Annotated in this window: 14 protein-coding genes; 7 read left to right on the top strand and 7 right to left on the bottom strand. The window is 50.2% G+C overall.

All coding sequences use genetic code 11. From position 1 onward, the window contains the following. Positions 1–363 precede the first annotated feature (363 nt). Complete coding sequence (gene purB, locus A8O25_RS12190) at positions 364–1,716, bottom strand: adenylosuccinate lyase (protein WP_066835201.1); 1,353 nt, start codon at positions 1,714–1,716, stop codon at positions 364–366. Positions 1,717–2,158: 442 nt separating this feature from the next. Between purB and A8O25_RS12185 the strand changes: the two genes are divergently transcribed. Continuing rightward, positions 2,159–3,955: a biosynthetic peptidoglycan transglycosylase gene (locus A8O25_RS12185; RefSeq protein WP_241499015.1), complete on the top strand. Its 1,797-nt coding sequence runs from the start codon at positions 2,159–2,161 to the stop codon at positions 3,953–3,955. 212 nt (positions 3,956–4,167) lie between these two features. Here A8O25_RS12185 and A8O25_RS12180 read toward each other — a convergent pair whose 3' ends face one another. The 3 genes from A8O25_RS12180 to hemG form a co-directional block, all read right to left on the bottom strand. Further along, positions 4,168–5,121: a TerC family protein gene (locus A8O25_RS12180; protein WP_066835199.1), complete on the bottom strand. Its 954-nt coding sequence runs from the start codon at positions 5,119–5,121 to the stop codon at positions 4,168–4,170. 195 nt (positions 5,122–5,316) lie between these two features. Continuing rightward, positions 5,317–6,048, bottom strand: a complete 732-nt coding sequence (locus tag A8O25_RS12175) for a polyprenol monophosphomannose synthase (protein ID WP_066835197.1) — start codon at positions 6,046–6,048, stop codon at positions 5,317–5,319. Positions 6,049–6,072: 24 nt separating this feature from the next. Continuing rightward, on the bottom strand, positions 6,073–7,392 hold the full coding sequence (gene hemG, locus A8O25_RS12170) for a protoporphyrinogen oxidase (protein ID WP_066835195.1): 1,320 nt from the start codon (positions 7,390–7,392) through the stop codon (positions 6,073–6,075). 129 nt (positions 7,393–7,521) lie between these two features. On the opposite strand from hemG, the gene A8O25_RS12165 reads away from it, so the two are divergent. Then, positions 7,522–8,049, top strand: coding sequence for a D-glycero-alpha-D-manno-heptose-1,7-bisphosphate 7-phosphatase (locus A8O25_RS12165; RefSeq protein ID WP_241499014.1), 528 nt, complete (start codon positions 7,522–7,524; stop codon positions 8,047–8,049). Positions 8,050–8,437: 388 nt separating this feature from the next. On the opposite strand, the gene A8O25_RS23240 is transcribed toward A8O25_RS12165, so the two are convergent. Beyond that, a complete protein-coding gene (locus tag A8O25_RS23240; RefSeq protein ID WP_161947743.1) occupies positions 8,438–8,602 on the bottom strand; it encodes a hypothetical protein in 165 nt (54 codons plus the stop codon). An 84-nt stretch (positions 8,603–8,686) separates the two neighbouring features. Then, positions 8,687–10,087: a type III PLP-dependent enzyme domain-containing protein gene (locus tag A8O25_RS12160; protein ID WP_066835192.1), complete on the bottom strand. Its 1,401-nt coding sequence runs from the start codon at positions 10,085–10,087 to the stop codon at positions 8,687–8,689. A gap of 85 nt (positions 10,088–10,172) precedes the next feature. Between A8O25_RS12160 and A8O25_RS12155 the strand changes: the two genes are divergently transcribed. The 4 genes from A8O25_RS12155 to A8O25_RS12140 all read left to right on the top strand — a co-directional run bounded on the left by A8O25_RS12155 (position 10,173) and on the right by A8O25_RS12140 (position 14,606). Then, a complete protein-coding gene (locus A8O25_RS12155) occupies positions 10,173–11,120 on the top strand; it encodes an arginase (RefSeq protein WP_066835191.1) in 948 nt (315 codons plus the stop codon). Positions 11,121–11,155: 35 nt separating this feature from the next. Next, positions 11,156–12,952, top strand: a complete 1,797-nt coding sequence (gene argS / locus A8O25_RS12150) for an arginine--tRNA ligase (RefSeq protein WP_066835190.1) — start codon at positions 11,156–11,158, stop codon at positions 12,950–12,952. Positions 12,953–13,067: 115 nt separating this feature from the next. Continuing rightward, positions 13,068–13,658: a glutathione peroxidase gene (locus tag A8O25_RS12145; protein WP_066835189.1), complete on the top strand. Its 591-nt coding sequence runs from the start codon at positions 13,068–13,070 to the stop codon at positions 13,656–13,658. A 12-nt stretch (positions 13,659–13,670) separates the two neighbouring features. Continuing rightward, on the top strand, positions 13,671–14,606 hold the full coding sequence (locus A8O25_RS12140) for a 1,4-dihydroxy-2-naphthoate polyprenyltransferase (RefSeq protein WP_066835208.1): 936 nt from the start codon (positions 13,671–13,673) through the stop codon (positions 14,604–14,606). 89 nt (positions 14,607–14,695) lie between these two features. Here A8O25_RS12140 and A8O25_RS12135 read toward each other — a convergent pair whose 3' ends face one another. Beyond that, positions 14,696–16,192: a DEAD/DEAH box helicase gene (locus tag A8O25_RS12135; RefSeq protein WP_241499012.1), complete on the bottom strand. Its 1,497-nt coding sequence runs from the start codon at positions 16,190–16,192 to the stop codon at positions 14,696–14,698. Positions 16,193–16,868: 676 nt separating this feature from the next. Here A8O25_RS12135 and A8O25_RS12130 point away from each other — a divergent pair. Then, on the top strand, positions 16,869–19,313 hold the full coding sequence (locus A8O25_RS12130; protein WP_082893598.1) for a T9SS type A sorting domain-containing protein: 2,445 nt from the start codon (positions 16,869–16,871) through the stop codon (positions 19,311–19,313). Positions 19,314–19,498: the final 185 nt, after the last annotated feature.

The raw sequence follows: 19,498 nt of genomic DNA, 5'->3' as shown, positions 1-19,498 counted from the left end.
TCACACGCGGGAGAGTAGGTAGCCGCCAACCCCCTTACCAGGAGAGGCCCCACGGGTGAAACCGCAGGGGCCTCCCTGCGTTTAAGCCCTGCCAGGGCCCAACGACTCCGGCCATTGGGCACCTGCATACAGTGTGCCTTCAGCCGTTGCCCTGTTGGAACAGTGCTGATCTGCACTCCCTATTGCGTTACCTCTTTCGCTAGTCTGTCTTATCAACCTGCTTTTGACTGCTTATTCACATTTATAAATTGCTCTTTAAATACCAATAGAATATTTGGGATTGGAATGTCTTTCTGAATCATAACCGACATAAAAAGGGGGGTAGTGAAATTTTCACTACCCCCCTTTTTTATGTCGGTTATATTAATATAAACTTACTCCCACGTAATTGTAAGGCGAAATTTTTCTCAGCTCCTCTTTCACCTTCTCTGAAACTTGTAAGGTTTCTATAAATTGGCTCATGGTAGAAGCAGTTACTTTTTCGTTGGTTCTGGTTAAACCTTTCAGTGCTTCATAAGGAGATGGGTAGCCCTCACGTCTTAAAACTGTTTGTATTGCCTCGGCTACTACAGCCCAATTATTCTCAAGATCTCTCTCCAACGCCTGCTGATTTAGCTCAAGTTTATTTATTCCCTTTTTCAGTGACCTTAAGGCAATAAGGGTATGGGCAAATGGTACGCCCACGTTCCGCAATACAGTAGAGTCTGTCAAATCCCGCTGTAATCTGGAGATGGGCAGTTTTTCTGCTAAATATCCAAAGATGGCATTGGCAAGACTTAAATTCCCTTCTGCATTCTCAAAATCAATAGGATTGACTTTGTGCGGCATGGCAGAAGATCCTATTTCTCCGGCTTTTATCTTTTGCTTGAAGTACCCCATTGATACATATTGCCAGATGTCTCTTGCAAAATCTATCAAAATGGTGTTAAGTCTTCTGACATTGTCAAAAAGAGCAGCCAGATGGTCATAGTGCTCTATCTGGGTTGTTACCTGACTGCGGGTAATCTTGAGGGTGTCAGAAAGAAAATTGTTTCCGAACTCAACCCAATTGATAGTAGGGTAGGCCACATGGTGGGCATTAAAATTACCCGTAGCGCCTCCAAACTTACCGGCCATGGGTACTGATTTTAACAGCTCCAGTTGTTGCTCCATGCGCTCCAGAAATACATAAATCTCCTTTCCAAGTCTTGTAGGGGAGGCTGGTTGGCCGTGGGTATGGGCAAGCATAGGTATGTCTTTCCACTGTTGAGTCATTTGAAGCAGCAGCTCCTGTACCTGTTTTATTTCTGGAAGAAGTACTTCCTGCAAGGCATCTTGCAGAGAAACAGGAATGGCTGTGTTATTGATATCTTGAGAGGTTAATCCAAAATGCACAAACTCTTTCTGCTCGCCAATCCCAAGCTTTTCAAATTTATCTTTGATGAAGTATTCAACTGCCTTGACATCATGATTAGTGACTTTTTCTGTCTCCTTGATCTGTAGGGCATCTTCCTCAGTGAAATTTTGATAGATATTTCTCATCTCAGAGAAAAGAGAATGGTCAATACTTTGAAGTTGGGGGAGAGGCAACTCACAAAGGGCAATAAAATATTCAATCTCTACCAGCACTCTGTACCGGATGAGGGCAAACTCTGAAAAATAAGGGGCAAGTTCTGCCGTTTGGTTTCTGTATCGGCCATCAACAGGGGAGATGGCGGTTAAGGTGGTTAATTCCATGTAAGTGAAAGTTTCCCAAATATAAGCATGTTCCCGTTAATGGCTAATGGGTAGGGTTATCAAGAAAATCACTGTTCAGCCAGACATTTGCAAAGAGGAACAAATGCGGAAAGATTACGTATTTACGCACTTGTCCGCTAAGCCATTTTGAGGTAAAGGGTAAAGCCTTACATTTGCAGTTGGTGTGGTATACATTTTGTTATATAGGCACCCGTAGAACTTATTTTTAGAAGCCTTGTCTAAGATCAAACAATTTTTTGTTCGTAATAAAAAGAAGATACTCATAGGGCTGGGAGTGTTCCTGGGGCTATTATTAGTTGCGTTTACCATCTTCTTCTTGAACAGAGAACGCCTGTTACAGTATGCGGTTAAAAAAGTTGTTCAGAAAGTTGAGAACAGATACCCGGCTGACCTTCAGATTGGGAAAGCCCAGTTCAAAGGCTTGGCAACAGTATTGGTGACAGACATTTCATTTGTGCCAGAGAACCAGCCCAAGCTTTTACAGATAGATACCGTAGAGGCAACTGTGAGCGTACGTTCGCTTTTTCTGGGAAGGTTGGTGTTCAAGCAGTTTGACGTTGCCAATGGGGACGTGACGGCCTTCAAGCAGGACAGTGTAGACAATTTCTCGTTCCTTTATAAGAAGAAAGCCACTGGTGAAGAAGAGAAAACCAAAGACGCGAAAGAAAAGTCAAACTACGGGACCATCTTAAACAGGTTGATTGAGACAGCTTTTGAGAATGTGCCAGATGGGGTGAATTTCAGAAATCTGGGAGTCATCTTTCAAAACAACGGCAGAACCATTAGTATGCGCTTACCCACCCTTACGGTAGAAGACGGGCAGATACAAGGGCGAATGGCCATCACAACAGATTCCATCACCAACACCATGTATGTAAATGGGGTAATAGATCCTGATGAGTACCTGTTGGCGGCTAAGATGTACGCAGAGAAAGCCGGTGGAATCCAGGTACCCTATATCCAGCAGAAGTTTGGCGCCACCATGCGCTTTGACACCCTGAGCCTGAGCATTACTGACAAGGTATTTAAGAATGACCAACTTACCATTACGGGTGAATCCAGTGCCCATGGCCTGGTCCTGAATCACCCAAAGATTGCTGATGAAGATGTCTTTGTGAAGAACGGGGCCTTAAAGTATGTGATTACGTTAGGGAATCATTACTATTCGCTTGATACGCTTTCAGAAGTGCGGGTGAACAAAGCCGTTTTTTACCCGCAGCTTACCTATGAGACGCGGCCCAACAGGAAAATTGGGGTTAAGATAGATTCCCCTAACATACCGGCCAATGACCTTTTCGAATCAATGCCGCCTGGTTTGTTTGATACCTTCCAGGGCATGCGGGCCAATGGGAGCTTCAAGTACCACATGGACTTTTACGTAGACATGGCCAAGGTAGACAGTCTTACCTTCAACTCAGACTTAGACGGCCAGAACCTGGAGATTACCCAGTTTGGTGAGCAGGACTTGCGTAAAATAAACCGTGAGTTTGAGCACACGGTGTATGAGAATGGCAAACCCACCAGAACTTTTTTGGTGGGGCCCTCCAACCCTAATTTTACTCCCTATAACCAGATATCAAACTATCTCAAAAATGCGATCCTGACGGCAGAAGACCCCAGGTTCTTCACCCACAAAGGCTTCCATGAGGGTGCTTTCAGGCATTCCTTGATCACGAATATCAAAGAAGGGTCTTTTGTAAGGGGCGGGAGCACTGTGGCCATGCAGCTGGTGAAGAATGTGTACCTCACCAGAAAGAAGACCATCACCAGAAAAGTAGAGGAGGCTTTGATTGTTTGGCTGATAGAAAATCTGAACCTGAGCACAAAACAACGCATGTACGAGGTGTACCTGAACATTATTGAATGGGGACCTAACGTTTATGGGGTAAAGGAAGGGGCCCAGTTCTATTTCTCTAAACGGCCAAGTGAGCTGACCCTGGAGGAGAGTATGTTCATGGCCAGCATTGTACCTAAACCAAAGCAATACCGCACGTATTTTAACCAGTATGGTGAGCTGAGGGCTTACCCAAGATATTTCTTCAATCTGATCAGCGGGAACATGCTGAAACGCGGACTGATCTCCCCCTCTGAGCATGCCAGTGTGTCTTCTTACGTGAACCTGAACGGAAGGGCGGGTAACTTTATCATGGCCAAGCCAGATACCACTCAAATCATGGACACCCTGCAGTTAGCACCTATTGACCTGCTTGATTTTTAACCTGCCACCGCTAGAGCGGCAGAGGCCGGAGTGTGGTGAACATTCCGGCCTCTGCTGTTTTTGGGGCCATTACTGCAGCTGTATGCTCATGGTTTGGCAGTGCTGCATGATATGCCCAGATTCTGTTTTGGGGCTGATTTCTGAAAAACAGGCCTAAAACAGAACCAGGGCAACAACCCTTGCCTACAATCATAGAGAAGAAGTAGAAACTGTTACTCTTCCACCTCCTCAGGGAAAGGCATTTCAGGTTTATCTTTCTTGGGGAAAACAAGTGAGAGAATCACAGAGACAGCCAGGATAAAGGCTACCACACCCAGCGCAATGCGCATGTCCAGGTGGTAAATATCTGAGAGCACCAGCTTCATACCAATGAATACCAATATCAGGGACAGACCGTAGTGCAGATAGTGGAACAGCTGCATAATTCCCGCCAGCGCAAAGTAAAGCGCCCGTAAACCCAGCAACGCGAATACGTTTGAGGTGTAAACAATAAACGGATCTTTGGAGATAGCCAGAATGGCCGGGATAGAATCTGCTGCAAAGACAATATCTGTGGTCTCTACCATAATGAGCACCAGAAAAAGCGGTGTGGCAAACCGGGTCTTGTCAATTTTGACGAAGAACTTGTCACCGTACTGCTTGTTGGTGACCGGCACGTACCGGCTCACAAATTTGACCACGGGGTTGGCCTCCGGGTCAATATCATCATCACTTTTGCTGAAGGCCATGCGTACGCCGGTAAAGACCAGGAAGCCGCCCAGAATGTAAATAATAAAGTGGAACTTGGCTATGAGTGTCACGCCCACCAGAATAAAGACAGCCCTGAAAAACAGCGCCCCCAACACCCCCCAGAAGAGAATCTTGTGCTGCACGGCAGAAGGCACCTTAAAGTAATTGAAGATGAGAATGAATACAAACAGATTGTCTACGCTCAGTGACTTCTCTATCAGGTAGGCGGTTAAGAACTCAAGGGCAGGGGTGCTGCCTTTCCAGAAGTAGATGCCCACATTGAACGCCAGCGAAAGGGCAATCCAGAAAGCACTCCAGAGCAGTGCCTCCTTTATCTTGACCACGTGGCTTTTCCGGTGAAACACAAATAGGTCCAGTGCCAGCAGAACCAGGACAAAAACATTAAAGGCTACCCAAAAGATGATATCTGTATTCACAAGTCTTCGGTTTTACTTCGGCCCCGCCCTCTGAACAAGGTGTGAGTTAAACCCAGGTGTTGAGTTGGGCGGGCCGTTAGGTTACAAAACCGAAAGATACAGCTTCTGGCTGGCAAAACCATAGCAGAAGAGAAGCCGAGGTGGGCTGTTTTTGGCCTGTTTTCACAAAAACAGCTCCAAAACAGAAACCGCCCTTTAACGGGAGAAGCTTCTGAACATGCTGCTCAGCTTCATCTGAATCACCCCCAGAAAGGCTTCCTTGATAATGCCTTTGCTCATTTTTGACTGCCCTTTGGCACGGTCAGTAAAGATGATAGGCACCTCTTTGATCTTAAACCCAAACTTATAAGTGAGAAACTTCATCTCAATCTGGAAGGCGTACCCAATAAACCGGATGCGGTCCAGGTTGATGGTCTCCAGTACATGGCTTCTGTAACACTTGAAACCGGCAGTGGCGTCATGAATAGGCATACCCGTAATGAACCGCACGTATTTGCTGGCAAAGTAAGAGAGCAGCACCCGGCTCATAGGCCAGTTCACCACGTTGACCCCGTTGCTGTAACGGCTGCCAATGGCCAAGTCATACCCGTCAATGGCGCAGGCGTGGTACAGGTGCAGGAGGTCCTCAGGGTTGTGGGAGAAATCAGCATCCATTTCAAAGATATACCGGTAACCGTTGCGCAGGGCATATTTGAACCCGTGAATATAGGCGGTGCCCAGTCCCAGCTTTCCCTTGCGCCGCTCCAGGAACAGCTGCTCCGGAAACTCAGCCTGCAGGCGCTCTACGGCCTCAGCTGTGCCGTCTGGTGAATTGTCATCTATGATCAGGACATGGAAAGGGTGTGGCAACGAAAAGACCTTGCGGATAATCGCCTGGATATTCTCTATTTCATTATAGGTCGGGATGACCACCACCGATTCTTTCATTCCCCAAATATAGCCGTTCTGGCTTTATTGGAAGGAAGGCCGTCTGGAATATATTTTCTGGGCTATACTTTTGGCGAATGCAATGCAGTCACGAACGGCCGGGCCAGCCACCCAGTTGGCACAGGCAAAGAGGTGCTCCTCTTCCAGTACCTCGGCCAGGCGGTGCACATCAAGTATAAACTGGTCTGGCTGCGGAAGCGCCTTAGGCCAGACGTGGCAGTGCTGAAACAAAGGGCTACCTGAGATGGAGTAGTTCTGCTGGAGCTCCCGGTGCACCTTCTGCGGCACCTGTGCCGCAGAAGCGGGGCCGCTGTGCACAAATGATGAAAACAACACCTCGCCTTCGGGGCATACCGCAGGAAAGACAGAGCTGCTCCAGATACTTCCTGTACTCACCGGGTTTTCCTTGCCGGGGTGCAGCGCGCCCAAACCGTTCAGCGTAAACCCTACGTTCTGCTTGCGGTAGGCGGTATGCACCACCGTTAACGGGGCATAGTTCACGTTCTGCAGCGCGGCTGACAGACCGGGGGCGGTGTACTCCAGCAGTTCGGCCGCGGCGTGGGCCGGCAGGGCCAGCACCACCAGGTCATATTCCTCATCGCTGAGACCTTCCTGGTCATGGCGTATGCTCAGGAAGAATTTCCCTCTGTTCTTATGGATCATCTCCACCTCATGGTCCAGGTGCAGGGAAACCAGTTTAGAGGCAATGGCGTTGGGCAGGGCTTGCAAACCAGGGGCCAGGGTGAAAATCTGGGAGGGTTCCCCTTTGTGCTGCTTCACTAACCCCTTCAGGACAGACCCGTGCGCGCGCTCCAGCTCTTTCATGGCCGGAAACGTTTTCTCCAGCAACAGGGTATCTGGGTCACCCCCGTAAACACCCGCCACCAAAGGCTGTACCAGATAGTCTACCACCTCCTGCCCAAAACGGCGCAGGAAAAAGTGGCCCACGGTTTCCCCCGGGATCTCCTGCCGGGGCTTTTGCACCTCCTGGCTGATCTGGAGCTTGGTGTGCCACGAGAAAAAGGAGTTCAGCAGCAGTTTGAGGGGCGAAGTGGGAATGCTGTGGAATTTCCCATTCCTGAGAATGAACCGTTGCTGCGCTGCCTGGGCAGGCCAGATGATCTGGGAGTCCAGTTTAAGCTCCTGCAGCAGGTCCTGCAGCTCCCCGTTCATCTGGAGGGCATGCGGCCCCAGCTCCAGCTGGTAACCGCTCTGCGCCCTGCTTTTGACCATGCCGCCCACTTCAGAGCTGCTTTCAAAGAGGTCATAGCGTATGCCTAGCTTCTGGAGGTAGTAAGCCAATGCCAAACCGGAGATACCTGCACCAATAATGGCTACCTTCATGGGGGATACACGTCAATGGAGCCTATAGGTACGCAAGAAGCCGGTTGCTGTTTTGAAGCTGTTTTAGAGAAAATAGCCCAAAAACAGGTTTTCATGGAAAGCTTCTGAAGTTCTCCTTACTTTTGACCTATGAACCAGACACAAATGCCTCTTTTAAATAAAGCTGTTTTTCTTGACCGTGACGGAGTGCTGAATGTAGAGCGGGGCGAGTACACCTACCGCTTAGAAGACTTTGAAGTGGCTCCCGGCGTGCCAGAGGCGCTGCAGCTGTTAAAAGCAGCGGGCTATCTCCTGATTGTGATCACCAACCAGGCGGGGGTGGTTAAAGGGCTTTACACCAAAGAAGATGTGCTGGCGTGTCACCAGAAACTACAGGCCGCCACCGGAAACCTGCTGGATGACATTTACCTGGCGCCTGGGCACCCCACTTTCTCTGAGTCCCTTCGCCGCAAGCCAGACAGCCTCATGCTGGAGAAAGCCATGGCTAAATATATGATTGACCCCGCCCAGTCCTGGTTTGTAGGGGACCATCTGCGTGATATGCAGGCGGGGCAGAAATGCGGCGTGCGTACTATTTTGGTTGGGGAGTGGCCTGCGGGCACCCATGAGCGCCAATCCGCAGATTTGCTGTCGGCTACCCGCGAGATACTGAGCTAGTCCCAATTTTCCTACCCAATGCTGTTTTCGGCTTGTTTTTGGGAAAACAGCCCCAAAACAGGAATTCCCCTGTCGGCAGCCAACCAAAAAGCGGGGGCAATGCTGGGGGGGCTTAAATAGAATAATAGAATTTCAGCTTGGGAAGGGGAATAGGGAGCCACTTTGGCGGGCATATTTTTTTGCCTGAAAAAAGGCTGTGACCTTCAGCAAAGCGGCAGCATACATTCCCGCAGGGGTTCCATGGTTCCTGTTTTTGGCTTGTTTTCAGAAAAACAGCCCCAAAACAGACCCGCTTTGGGCGCAAAGGCCCAAGGACGCAAGGGATGGATATAAAACAAAAAACCGGGAATCAAACCCGGTTCTTCATTGATGTCATGTCTGAGTATACTTAGCCGTTGATGTTGTGGGCGGCGGGCATCTCAGGGTTGGCTTTCACCAGTACTGTTTTTTCAGTGGCTTGGCTAGGCTTAGTAGCATATGCCGGGCAGGTAGAAGACTTGCAAGACGCAAAGCCAAACATGCCAATAGCGGCCAGAAGTAAAAAGTTTTTCATAAACAAGGATGACAGATGTGGGTATAGTACGCCAAAGCTACACTTTTTGTGACAGCTTTGGCATACTTTTCCTGTAATTTTTTTCTAGTCCTTATACCCAAGTATCTGAAGCATAGATTCTACATTCTGCTCTTCGGCAAATACCCATGATTTTAAGCTTCCGTCTGCCTCCCGGTCAATAATCACGTGCTTGGGTGACGGGATTAAACAATGCTTAATGCCGCCGTACCCGCTTAAACTCTCCTGGTACGCCCCCGTGTGGAAGAAGCCAATGTACTGCGGCTCCTGCTGCTCTTTCTGGATCTTGGGCAGGAACACCTGGAAGCTGTGCATCTCAGAGTTGTAGTAATCCTGACTGTCACAGGTAAGCCCGCCAATGTTCAGGCGCTGGTAAGGTTTATCCCAATGGTTGAGAGCCATTAGAATGTAGCGCTGGTTCAAGGCCCAGGTGTCTGGCAGGTTGGTGATGAACGAGCCGTCAATCATGTACCAGAGCTCCTTGTCGTTCTGCAGCTTGGTATCTAAGATAGAGTAGATGTGCGCGCCGCTTTCGCCTACGGTGTAAATCCCGAACTCGGTGAAGATATTCGGCTCTGCCACACCCTCTTCACGGCAAATGCGTTGAATGGTGCGCAGAATCTCCTCAATCATGTACCGGTAGTTGTAATCAAACTGGATAGAGGTCTTGATGGGGAAGCCGCCGCCAATGTCAATGGTGTCCAGGTCTGGGCACAGCTTCTTCATCTCGCAATACTTGTGCACAAAGCGGCTCAACTCTGACCAATAGTAAGAGGTGTCTTTGATGCCCGTGTTGATGAAATAATGGAGCATCTTGAGCTTGAACTTGGGGTTGTCCTTAATCTTGCTCTCATACAAGCCTACCACGTCATTGTAGTTAATGCCCAGGCGCGAGGTGTAGAATTGGAACTTAGGCTCCTCATCTGAGGCCAGCCTGATGCCCAACTGGCATTCGCCTTCTACAAATTGCTCATAATGCTCAATTTCTCCCAGATGGTCTAATACCGGCGTCACGTTCTTGAAACCGTCATTGATCATGCTGGTGATATGGTTGCGGTACAGTTCCCGCTTAAAACCGTTGCACACCACAAACACGTCTTTGTTTACTTTGCCCTTCTCATACAGCGCCCTGATGATGGGCATGTCAAAGGAAGAAGACGTCTCAATATGAATGTCGTTCTTGAGCGCCTCTTCCAGCACAAAAGAGAAGTGGCTGGACTTGGTGCAGTAGCAATAGGTATACGTTCCCTGGTAATTCAGCTTCTCCATAGACTCCTTGAAAAGAATCTTGGCCTTCTGAATCTGGGAACTGATCTTAGGCAGATAGGTGAGGCGCAGCGGCGTACCGTACTGCTTCACCAACTCCATCATAGGAATGCCGTTGAAAGAGAGTTCGTTGTTGGTAACTGTGAATTCCTCCGTAGGGAAATCAAAGGTTTGGTGTATAAGGTCGGTGTATTTATCCATTAGAGAGTTGTGGCTTTACGAAAGCCGATAACGTGCAATATTCCTGCTATTTTACCATCTTTGCAAAAAGTAGGTTCGCTTTCACATGAAAAAAATCAGACTGATAGAAGTTAAATCTGAGCTGGGGGCGGGTAAGCGCGGCGCCAGTCTGGGCGTAGATGCCCTCAAGATTGCGTGCCTCAACAAAGGGTCAGATTATTTCAAGCGGTTCACGTCTGTAGAAGTACCCAACTTCAATGACGTCATGTTTGAGAAAAACCTCTTCCCGCACGCCAAATACATTGACAGCATTCTGCAGACCTACAAGCGCATCAGCAACACAGTAGAACAAACCTTTGACCTGGGAATGTTCCCGCTGGTGCTGGCCGGGGACCATTCTAACGCAGGCGGAACCATTGCCGGTATCAAAGCCACGCACCCAGACAAGACGTTGGGCGTGATTTGGGTAGACGCGCACGCCGATATCCACTCGCCGTACACCACGCCCTCTGGCAACATGCACGGCATGCCGCTGGCCGCCTCGCTGGGCGAAGACAACCTGGATTGCAAAGTCAACGACCCGGCTCCTGAAACCATTTTCTTCTGGGAAGCCCTGAAACGGGTAGGCACCGAGGAGCCGAAGATCAGGCACGAACACATTGTCTATATAGTAACCCGCAGCTACGAGAAGCCCGAGGTCTACCTTTTTGACAAGCACAACATCAAGAATTTCACCTATCCGGAGGTTATCGCCAAGGGGGTGGAGCAAGTGGCTCAGGAAGCTCTGAACCGCCTGAAAGACTGTGACCTAATTTATGTGTCATTTGACGTGGACAGCCTGGATTCCAAGTTCTCCAAAGGCACCGGCACACCGGTAGAGGTGGGGCTGAACGTGGAGCAAGCCAAGGAACTGTGCCACCATCTGGTGAGCGACCCCAGGGTGGTGTGCTTTGAAATGGTGGAAATCAACCCTACGCTAGACGCGGAAAATATTATGGCGCAAAACGCCTTCGAGATACTAGAACATACTACCCAGCCATTGAAGACCGGCTGAACCAATCCTCTTCAACGGCCACCGCATAAGCACCCATGAAACAATTAGAAGCACAGATAGCCCAGGCGCTGAGCCAGGCGCTGCAAGATACTTTCCAACACGCTTTTCCCGCTGAGCAAATCAACCTGCAGCCTACCCGCAAGGAATTTGCCGGCACGTTTACGTTTGTCACGTTCCCGTTCACCAAAGCCTTGGGCAAAGGGCCCGAGCAGATAGGGCAGGCGCTGGGCGATTCTCTGGTGCAGCACGCGCCGCAGGTGGCTGGCTACAACGTAGTGAAAGGTTTCCTAAACATTGAAATCAAAGACAGCGTGTGGCTGCAGCTGTTCGCTGAGCAGGTAAGCCAGTTTGGCGCTGATTTGGCAAAAACAGGCCAGAAACAGAAAGTGGTGGTAGAATATTCTTCGCCCAACACGAACAAACCGCTGCACCTGGGTCACCTGCGGAATAACTTTTTGGGGTATTCGGTAGCCGAGATTCTGAAAGCCGCCGGCAATGACGTGGTGAAAGCCAACCTGGTGAACGACCGCGGCATTCACATTTGCAAGTCCATGATTGCCTATGAGAAGTTCGGACAGGGCGAAACGCCCGAAAGCGCGGGTATCAAAGGCGACCATCTGGTGGGCAAGTACTACGTGGAGTTTGACAAAGCCTATAAAGCAGAGATTGACCAGCTGGTAGCGCAGGGCGTTGACAAAGAGCAAGCCAAAAAACAGGCGCCGCTCATGCTGGAAGCCCAGGAAATGCTCCAGAAATGGGAGCAAGGCGATTCTGAAACCATCGCCCTGTGGCAGAAAATGAACGGATGGGTGTATGACGGCTTCAATGCTACCTACACAAACATTGGCGTTGACTTTGACAAGTTCTACTATGAGTCAAACACCTATTTATTGGGCAAAGACCGCGTAGACGAAGGCCTCGCCAAAGGCGTGTTCTTCAAAAAGCCAGACGGTTCGGTGTGGGTAGACCTCACGGAGGAAGGTCTGGACGAGAAACTGTTGCTCCGGGCAGACGGTACCTCAGTGTACATCACCCAAGACCTCGGTACCGCCGAACTAAAGTACGAAGACTTTGGCTACGACCAGTCGCTGTACGTGGTGGCCGATGAGCAGAATTACCATTTCCAGGTACTGAAAGCAGTCTTGAAAAAGCTGCAGAAACCGTACGCCGATGGCATTGTGCACCTTTCTTACGGCATGGTGGACCTGCCCAGCGGCAAGATGAAATCCCGCGAGGGAACGGTGGTAGACGCCGATGAGCTGGTGCAGGAAATGATAGACACCGCCCGCCAAAAAACCGATGAACTGGGCAAGATTGACGGCTTCACCCCCGAGGAGGCGCAGCAACTGTACCACACCCTCGCCATGGGCGCGCTCAAGTACTTCCTGCTCAAGGTAGACCCCAAGAAGCGCATGCTGTTCAACCCCGAGGAGTCTATCGAGTTCCACGGCAACACCGGTCCGTTTGTGCAGTACACGCACGCCCGTATCGCCGCCATTCAGCGGAAAGCGGCCGAAATGGGGATTCAGTCAGAGACCTCGGCGTTTGAAGGCGTAACCGATTTGCATGAGACGGAGCGCGAGGTGCTGGTGCTCCTGAACTACGCCGAGGCCACCATTGCCGATGCCGCCCGCAACTTCGCACCGAGCATTATTGCGCAGTATGCCTTTGACATGGCCAAAGCCTACAACCGTTTCTACACTGAGGTACCAATTTTTCAAGAAACCAACGCGCAGAAACTGAGCTTTAGAATAGCGCTTTCCCGCCAAGTGGCGCAAACCATCAAGCGCATGATGGGGCTGTTGGGCATTGCCGTGCCGGAGAGAATGTAGTTTCCTGTTTCCGGGCTGTTTTTGCCAAAACAGCCCGGAAACGGAAAGAAAGAATTACGGCCGCTTGGCACAACAAAATAGTAGAATTCCGGTTAACCCGATAAGACAAAATTGTATGCAACAAGTATTAAGCCTTCTCTCCTTAAGCCTTCTGCTGGCCTGTTCTACGCCGGTGGCGTCTACCCAGGAGGTGAAAACCCAAAAAACGACTGCTATGGAATCAACCGCGGCTTCTTCTATCTATGACATTGAACTGGTGACCAACGAGGGGAAAAAGACCACCCTCAAACCGTACAAAGGCAAGAAAATCCTGATTGTGAACGTGGCCTCCAAATGCGGCTACACCAAGCAGTACGCTGACCTGGAGAAACTGCACAAGCTGCACGGCGACAAGGTGGTGGTGCTGGGGTTCCCGGCCAACGACTTTGGCGGGCAGGAGCCGGGCTCAGACGAAGATATTGCCGAGTTCTGCCAGAAGAACTTCGGGGTGACGTTCCCGCTGTTCCAGAAGGCATCTGTGATTGGCGCTGAACAGCAGCCGCTCTACAAGTGGCTCACCAACAAAGACCTGAACGGCGTGACCGCCGAAGCCCCGGCCTGGAACTTCAGCAAATACCTGATTTCAGAAGACGGCAAAATCCTGAAGTTCTATCCCTCAAAAGTGACTCCGCTGAGCGAAGAACTGCTGCGCGACATTAACCTCTAGTTTTACGTGGATTTGGAAAAAACAGGCCAGAAACGGCCTAGTGCGGGCACGTGGGTATCGGCTTTCCGGTTACGCACGCTGCCCCTTTCTTTGTCTTGCATTGGCATGGGCGGTTTCCTGGCCGCCGCCGACCACCTATCACGGTGGCCGGTGCTGCTGCTCTGCGTGCTGACTACGCTGTTCCTGCAGATTCTCTCCAACCTGGCCAATGACTACGGTGATACCAGGCACGGCGCCGACAGCCAACACCGTGAGGGTCCCAAACGGGCCGTGCAGGCGGGGCAGATAACGCCGGGCCAGATGAAGGCGGCGATTATTGTCTTCAGCTTGCTGTCTCTGTTTTCAGGGGTGGCCTTGCTCTGGGTAGCGCTGGGATCCTCAGGTTTGTACCTGTTTCTCTTCTTCCTGCTGTTGGGCATTGGCGCTATCTGGGCGGCCATTGGCTACACCAACGGTGGCAAACCGTACGGCTACGCCGGATTGGGCGATATCTCGGTGTTCTTCTTCTTCGGGTGGGTAGGAGTGCTGGGAACGTACTTTCTGCAAACAGAGCGCATTTTCTCTGAACTTCTGCTGCCCGCTTCCAGCCTTGGTTTATTCTCGGCGGCGGTTTTGAACGTGAACAACATCAGAGACATCAAATCAGATGAACTGGCCGGGAAAAGGTCGGTGCCGGTGCGGTTGGGCGCCCTGCGGGCCAGAAATTACCATTGGCTCCTGCTGCTGGGCGGTATTGTCTGTGCGGCGGTGTTTGTGCTGGTGCGGGAAAACCACACGCTTTGGCCGTGGCTGTTTTTGGGGTCTTTGCCCATGCTGCTGTACAATGGCCGTGAGGTGAAACGCAGGCAGACACCCGCTGAACTGGACCCGCTCCTGAAGCAGATGGCCATGAGCACGCTGCTGTTTGTGCTGCTGCTGGGCATTGGGTTGCTGCTGGATAGAGCTTAACCTGATAGAAAGTGCGTCTTCGGCCTGTTTTTCTAAAAGTAGCCCAAAAACAGAAGGCCTCCCCAACGGGAGGCCTTCTGTTTTTTAATCTATTCTGCCGCTGAAGTTGGGTTGGCGGCTGGTACTTGCCCGCCGCCTTCTGCTTGCGGACGATTGGCCGGCTTCTTGCGGCGCTTCTTCTTGCGTTTCACTTCTTCGCCTTCGGCCCTGGGGCCCTGAGGCTGGCCTTCAGTTCTAGGTGGGCGGGGAGCCGAAGCCGGTGCGGTGCCGTCAGCTGGCTTTTCGCCGCGCGGTTTGCGGTCATCTCTTCTAGGGCGGTCGTTCCGGCGTTCGCCGCCGCTGCTTTGGCCTTCCCTGCGTCTGCCGTCTGGGCGGCCTCTTCCGGCCGAAGAACCGGGCTTTCCTCCGCGGCCGCCTCGGCGGCTGTTGCCTACCGGGTCAAAGGCTGGACCTTCGCCCACACCTTCTGGTAGCGGCAATTTGGGCAGCTCGCGCTCAATCAGCTTTTCAATTTTCACCAGACGTTCCTGGTCTTGCTCGTTCACAAACGTGATGGCCATGCCTTTGGTGCCGGCGCGGGCGGTACGGCCAATGCGGTGTACATAGTCCTCGGCGTCTTGGGGCACGTCAAAGTTCACCACGTGGCTAATGTTGTCTACGTCAATGCCGCGGGACATCACATCGGTGGCCACCAGCACTTGCAGCTGCTTGTTTCTAAATTTCTGCAAAGTGGCTTCGCGTTCGTCCTGGGTTTTGTCTGAACTAATGCCTTCGGCCTCAAAGCCCATTTTCTGCAGGGAGCGCACAATATCATTCACTGCATTTTTACGCGACGTGAACAGAATCATGGTCTGAATCTGGGCGTCTTTTAAAATGTGCTGCAACACACGCAGTTTCTGGTTGTCATATACCAGGTAAATCTGCTGGTCAATGTTGGCGGCCGGTTTGGAGATGGAAAGACTTATTTCCTCAGGGTCATGTAGAATCTGCTTGGCGAAGGTCCTGATCTTAGGCGGCATGGTGGCCGAGAACATTAGGGTCTGGCGCTCTTTGGGCAGCTGCGAGATGATTTTCATCAAGTCATCCATGAAACCCATGTCCAGCATCTTGTCGGCCTCGTCCAGAATGAGGTATTTTACCTGGTCCAGCCTAACGTAGCCCATCTGCATGTGCGCAATGAGGCGGCCGGGCGTAGCCACAATAATGTCGGCGCCGCTGGTGAGGGCCTTTTTCTGCTGGTCCCAGTTTTGGGCGTTGTTGCCGCCATAGATGGCAATAGAGGTGGCGCCGGTGAAATAGCTGAGGCCTTCTACCTGGTCGTCTATCTGTTTGGCCAGTTCACGGGTGGGAACCAGAATTAACGTACTGGTGAAATCAAACTTCGCTTCTGCGATCTTGCTCAGGGTTGGCACCAGGAAAGCGGCCGTTTTACCGGTTCCGGTCTGGGCACAGGCAATCAGGTCCTTGGCCTCTAGTATGTGGGGAATGGCTTGAGCTTGGATGGGGGTGGCTTGTTTATACCCCATAGACCTGATGCCGTCTAACAGGTCATGCTGCAGGTTAAAATCTTCAAATGTAACACTCATAGTATTGATTCAATGGTTGCCTGCATTCAAGTTTTACCGCAGGCGGTCATGTAAAGTCTGTAAATATAGCTTTTTCCGGTGAGACCATTTCTCCTTAGTGAAAAGTCAGTGGGCTTACCCGTAAGCTGGAAGTGCCTTATGAGTCTTTTCTGGTAGGCGAAGGCTGATAAATGGCTGATCCTGCGGAGGCTACGGAAGTGGGGGAGGGTCATTTCCTGATGTTAGGTTGAGGTGAAATAAATTGCATTGCTGTGATGGTTTTACTAGCTGTTTGCAATAGGTTGAAAAAGGGGATTGCCTAGAAAAATTACATATGTATATAGTGGTATATAGGATGAAATGCGGTTTTTAGCGATTATATATCTAATAATATTGTATTTATAAAGGAATGTGTTTGTGACATTAGGTGAAAGTGCAATTGTGTGAAACAGGTGTAGGGCGTGGCCGTTAGACAGTTTATAACAATAAAATAGAATGTTGTTGTGATGTCTAATCTGAGTAAAACTGTGAAATATGAAAAAAGCTGTACTTTCTCTTTCTGATGAGCCTAAAGCGGTAGCCACTGCCTTTCAAGTTTATCCTTTTTAGACTTTTGCTCTCCACATGCACGCGGTAGCCGTGTTTGAAACGCCAATTCTTTAGTAGAAATACAAAAACCTTCTTTCCTCCTATTGCCATGAAAAAAACTTTACATTCATGGGGTTGTACCCTATTGCTTATACTTTTCGGGATTACCCAGCAGGCTTTTGCAGCCAAATGCGGTGAAATCATCACTTCAGTGAAAGCTGGAAACTTCTCTGACCGTTCTATCTGGGACAAAGGCAGAGTGCCCTCTTCCTGTGAGAAAATTGTCATCAACCACGCCGTGAACATCAATCAGGAAGTTTGGGTTGGTAAAGATGGCAAAGGGGAGTTGTTGATCAACCAGAACGGGTCTTTGAAGGGCTCAGGAAAATTGTTGGTGCTTAATAACATGTCGGCCGTGACCGTGAACGGAGTAATGGAGCTGACCAACCTTGACTTTGGGATCAACAGCAATGACTCTGCCTACTTTGTAAACAACGGTACTGTAAAAGTGCAGGGAAATGTATTCTTCAAGAAAGGGTCTGTGATCAATAACGGCGACATGACCCTGGCCTTGGGCAGTCCAGAGGCGTTTGAAAGAATCACCTTGAAAAACAACAAGAACATGGTGTTCTCCAACAGTGTGCATTTGAATTCAGGAGCCACTGTCTATAATAAAGGTTTATTTGAAGTAAAGGCTACTGCAGATGACGCTTTGAACATTAACACTGGTTATTTCTACAACTGCGGAACGGTGAAGATTGCCGGCCGTCTGAACTTCCCCAGCGGGGTAAGCGTGGGAAAGCCAAACCTTTTGCTGAATTATGGATCAGTAACCTCAGATAGGATTTATGTGAATTCACAAGCTTCTATCAAAAACTGGGGCCGCATCTACAGCCATAAAAATATTGAAAGCAACGGCAGTATCTTCAACTACGCTTGTGGGTATATAGAGCAGTCAACCGCTGGTTTTACGTTCCATAACATGAACAGCATCTCTGAGCTGACCAATGATGGTTTCATCAAAATCAAAGGTAACTTCAAGAACACCCATGGCAAAGTGACAGGGAAAGGAACTTTCCATGTGTACGGCACCTCAACCAATACTGATCAAGGTACTATCACCGGCACTCTTTGCTTTTTAGACTTCACCAAGGCGTCTGCGAGTTTGATCGTAGATGAAGTAAGAAACCAGGCAACCATTTCCTCTTCTGTAAAAGCCTGCGCTACTGCTGCTGAACCAACCCTTTGCCCACTGCCTGACTGCGGTGGACAGGACAACGGTGGTGAACAGCCAGGTGAGGGTGATTGCGTGTCAGTAGATGAGTGCTTCAAGTTTATTTACAAAGGGTATGTGACCCTCCCTAACGGAAATGTGAAAATAGTATTTGAGGTGATCACCAACTGCGGGAACGCCTTGAGTAACGTTGCTTTCCAGTTGCCGGCCGGGGCAAAAGCTAAAAATCCCCAAGCCACTACTTTTAAATACACGGTAGAGAATACCACTAACAACCCTTTCTACTCTGTGAAATTTGAGGCCAAAGCGGCGGAAGGTTATAAAAACGGAACCTCTGACACCTTCTCTTATGAGTTGACGGCTGCTGAGTTTGCAAAACTGACTACCATTAAAGTACAGGCGAAAGCTGCTGGAACCATTGGTGCAGTTGCTTTCAACCCTAAAGGCTGTAACCCAACTCCTTGCCCTGCCGGCGCCCCTAAGGTTTCTTTGCTGGCCCCTGACTCTGTTTGCAACCTTTCTGATGACACGTACCGCTTTGAAGTGGCCAACCTGCAGGAGGGCGTGAGTTATGAGTTCCAACTACCGGAGGGCTTCGTTCCGGTGGAAGAGGGCAATGGGTACGTTGAGGTGGTGGCTGTGTTTGAAGAAGAGCAGTTGGGTCAACCGCAGACGGTAAGGGTGGTGGCCACCAGCGAGTGCGGCACCGCAACGGCAGAAGCTACAGTGGTGGTGAGTGAGTGTGGCGCTGGTACCCCACTGCCGGTATCACTCACAAGATTTGACGGTGTGTCAAGAAACGGAACGGTGGAGCTGTCCTGGACCACGGCCACTGAGATCAACAACGACCGCTTTGAGGTGGAGCGCAGCCTGAACGGTAAGGATTTCGTGAAGATTGGCGAAGTGAAAGGCTCAGGTAACACCAGCGTAGTGATTGACTACACCTTTACTGACAACGGCGCCACAAGTGGTGCGGCTTACTACCGCCTGCGCCAGGTAGACCTGGACGGCTCGCAGGAATACTCAAAGGTGATCTCTGTGAAGCATAACGCAGGGGTGGCCAACGCAGGGGCCTCTGCTAAAGTGAGCGTGTTCCCTAATCCAGTGACCAGCGGTAACGTGAGCATCCGCTTTGCTGAGGTGCCTAAAGGAGAGGTGAGCGTGCGTCTGGTTGACCTGGGCGGAAGGGTTCTGCACACTGCCACGCTGAGCACAGACGGCACACTGAACCTGAGTGGCCTGGGGTTGAGCAGCGGGGTCTACATGATCTCCATCAATGGCGGCGGTGTAAACGAGACCCAGAGGCTGATGGTGAGATAGGTAAGCGTAGTTGCAAAAGGAGGCCCTGGAAAGGCGGTAACCATATGGTTACCGCCTTTTTTTTGTGGCTTAACTGGTATTATTCAGGAGTGTGAAGAAGATGGTTAATGGATGGTTTTGTAGAGGTTAGCAAGCCTCTTAAGATGGTTTGTTATGTGTTAAACTTTGAAATGTTATATAGTTAA

The organism is Rufibacter ruber, assembly GCF_001647275.1.
GTDB lineage: Bacteria > Bacteroidota > Bacteroidia > Cytophagales > Hymenobacteraceae > Nibribacter > Nibribacter ruber_C.
This window is presented reverse-complemented; position numbering and strand designations above follow the sequence as displayed.

Bases quoted from the DNA above. Each gene is read 5' to 3' on its own strand.
- purB (WP_066835201.1), bottom strand. From the start codon at position 1,716: ATGGAATTAACCACCTTAACCGCCATCTCCCCTGTTGATGGCCGATAC.
- A8O25_RS12175 (WP_066835197.1), bottom strand. From the start codon at position 6,048: ATGAAAGAATCGGTGGTGGTCATCCCGACCTATAATGAAATAGAGAAT.
- hemG (WP_066835195.1), bottom strand. From the start codon at position 7,392: ATGAAGGTAGCCATTATTGGTGCAGGTATCTCCGGTTTGGCATTGGCT.
- A8O25_RS12165 (WP_241499014.1), top strand. From the start codon at position 7,522: ATGAACCAGACACAAATGCCTCTTTTAAATAAAGCTGTTTTTCTTGAC.
- A8O25_RS23240 (WP_161947743.1), bottom strand. From the start codon at position 8,602: ATGAAAAACTTTTTACTTCTGGCCGCTATTGGCATGTTTGGCTTTGCG.
- A8O25_RS12160 (WP_066835192.1), bottom strand. From the start codon at position 10,087: ATGGATAAATACACCGACCTTATACACCAAACCTTTGATTTCCCTACG.
- A8O25_RS12155 (WP_066835191.1), top strand. From the start codon at position 10,173: ATGAAAAAAATCAGACTGATAGAAGTTAAATCTGAGCTGGGGGCGGGT.
- argS (WP_066835190.1), top strand. From the start codon at position 11,156: ATGAAACAATTAGAAGCACAGATAGCCCAGGCGCTGAGCCAGGCGCTG.
- A8O25_RS12145 (WP_066835189.1), top strand. From the start codon at position 13,068: ATGCAACAAGTATTAAGCCTTCTCTCCTTAAGCCTTCTGCTGGCCTGT.
- A8O25_RS12135 (WP_241499012.1), bottom strand. From the start codon at position 16,192: ATGAGTGTTACATTTGAAGATTTTAACCTGCAGCATGACCTGTTAGAC.
- A8O25_RS12130 (WP_082893598.1), top strand. From the start codon at position 16,869: ATGAAAAAAACTTTACATTCATGGGGTTGTACCCTATTGCTTATACTT.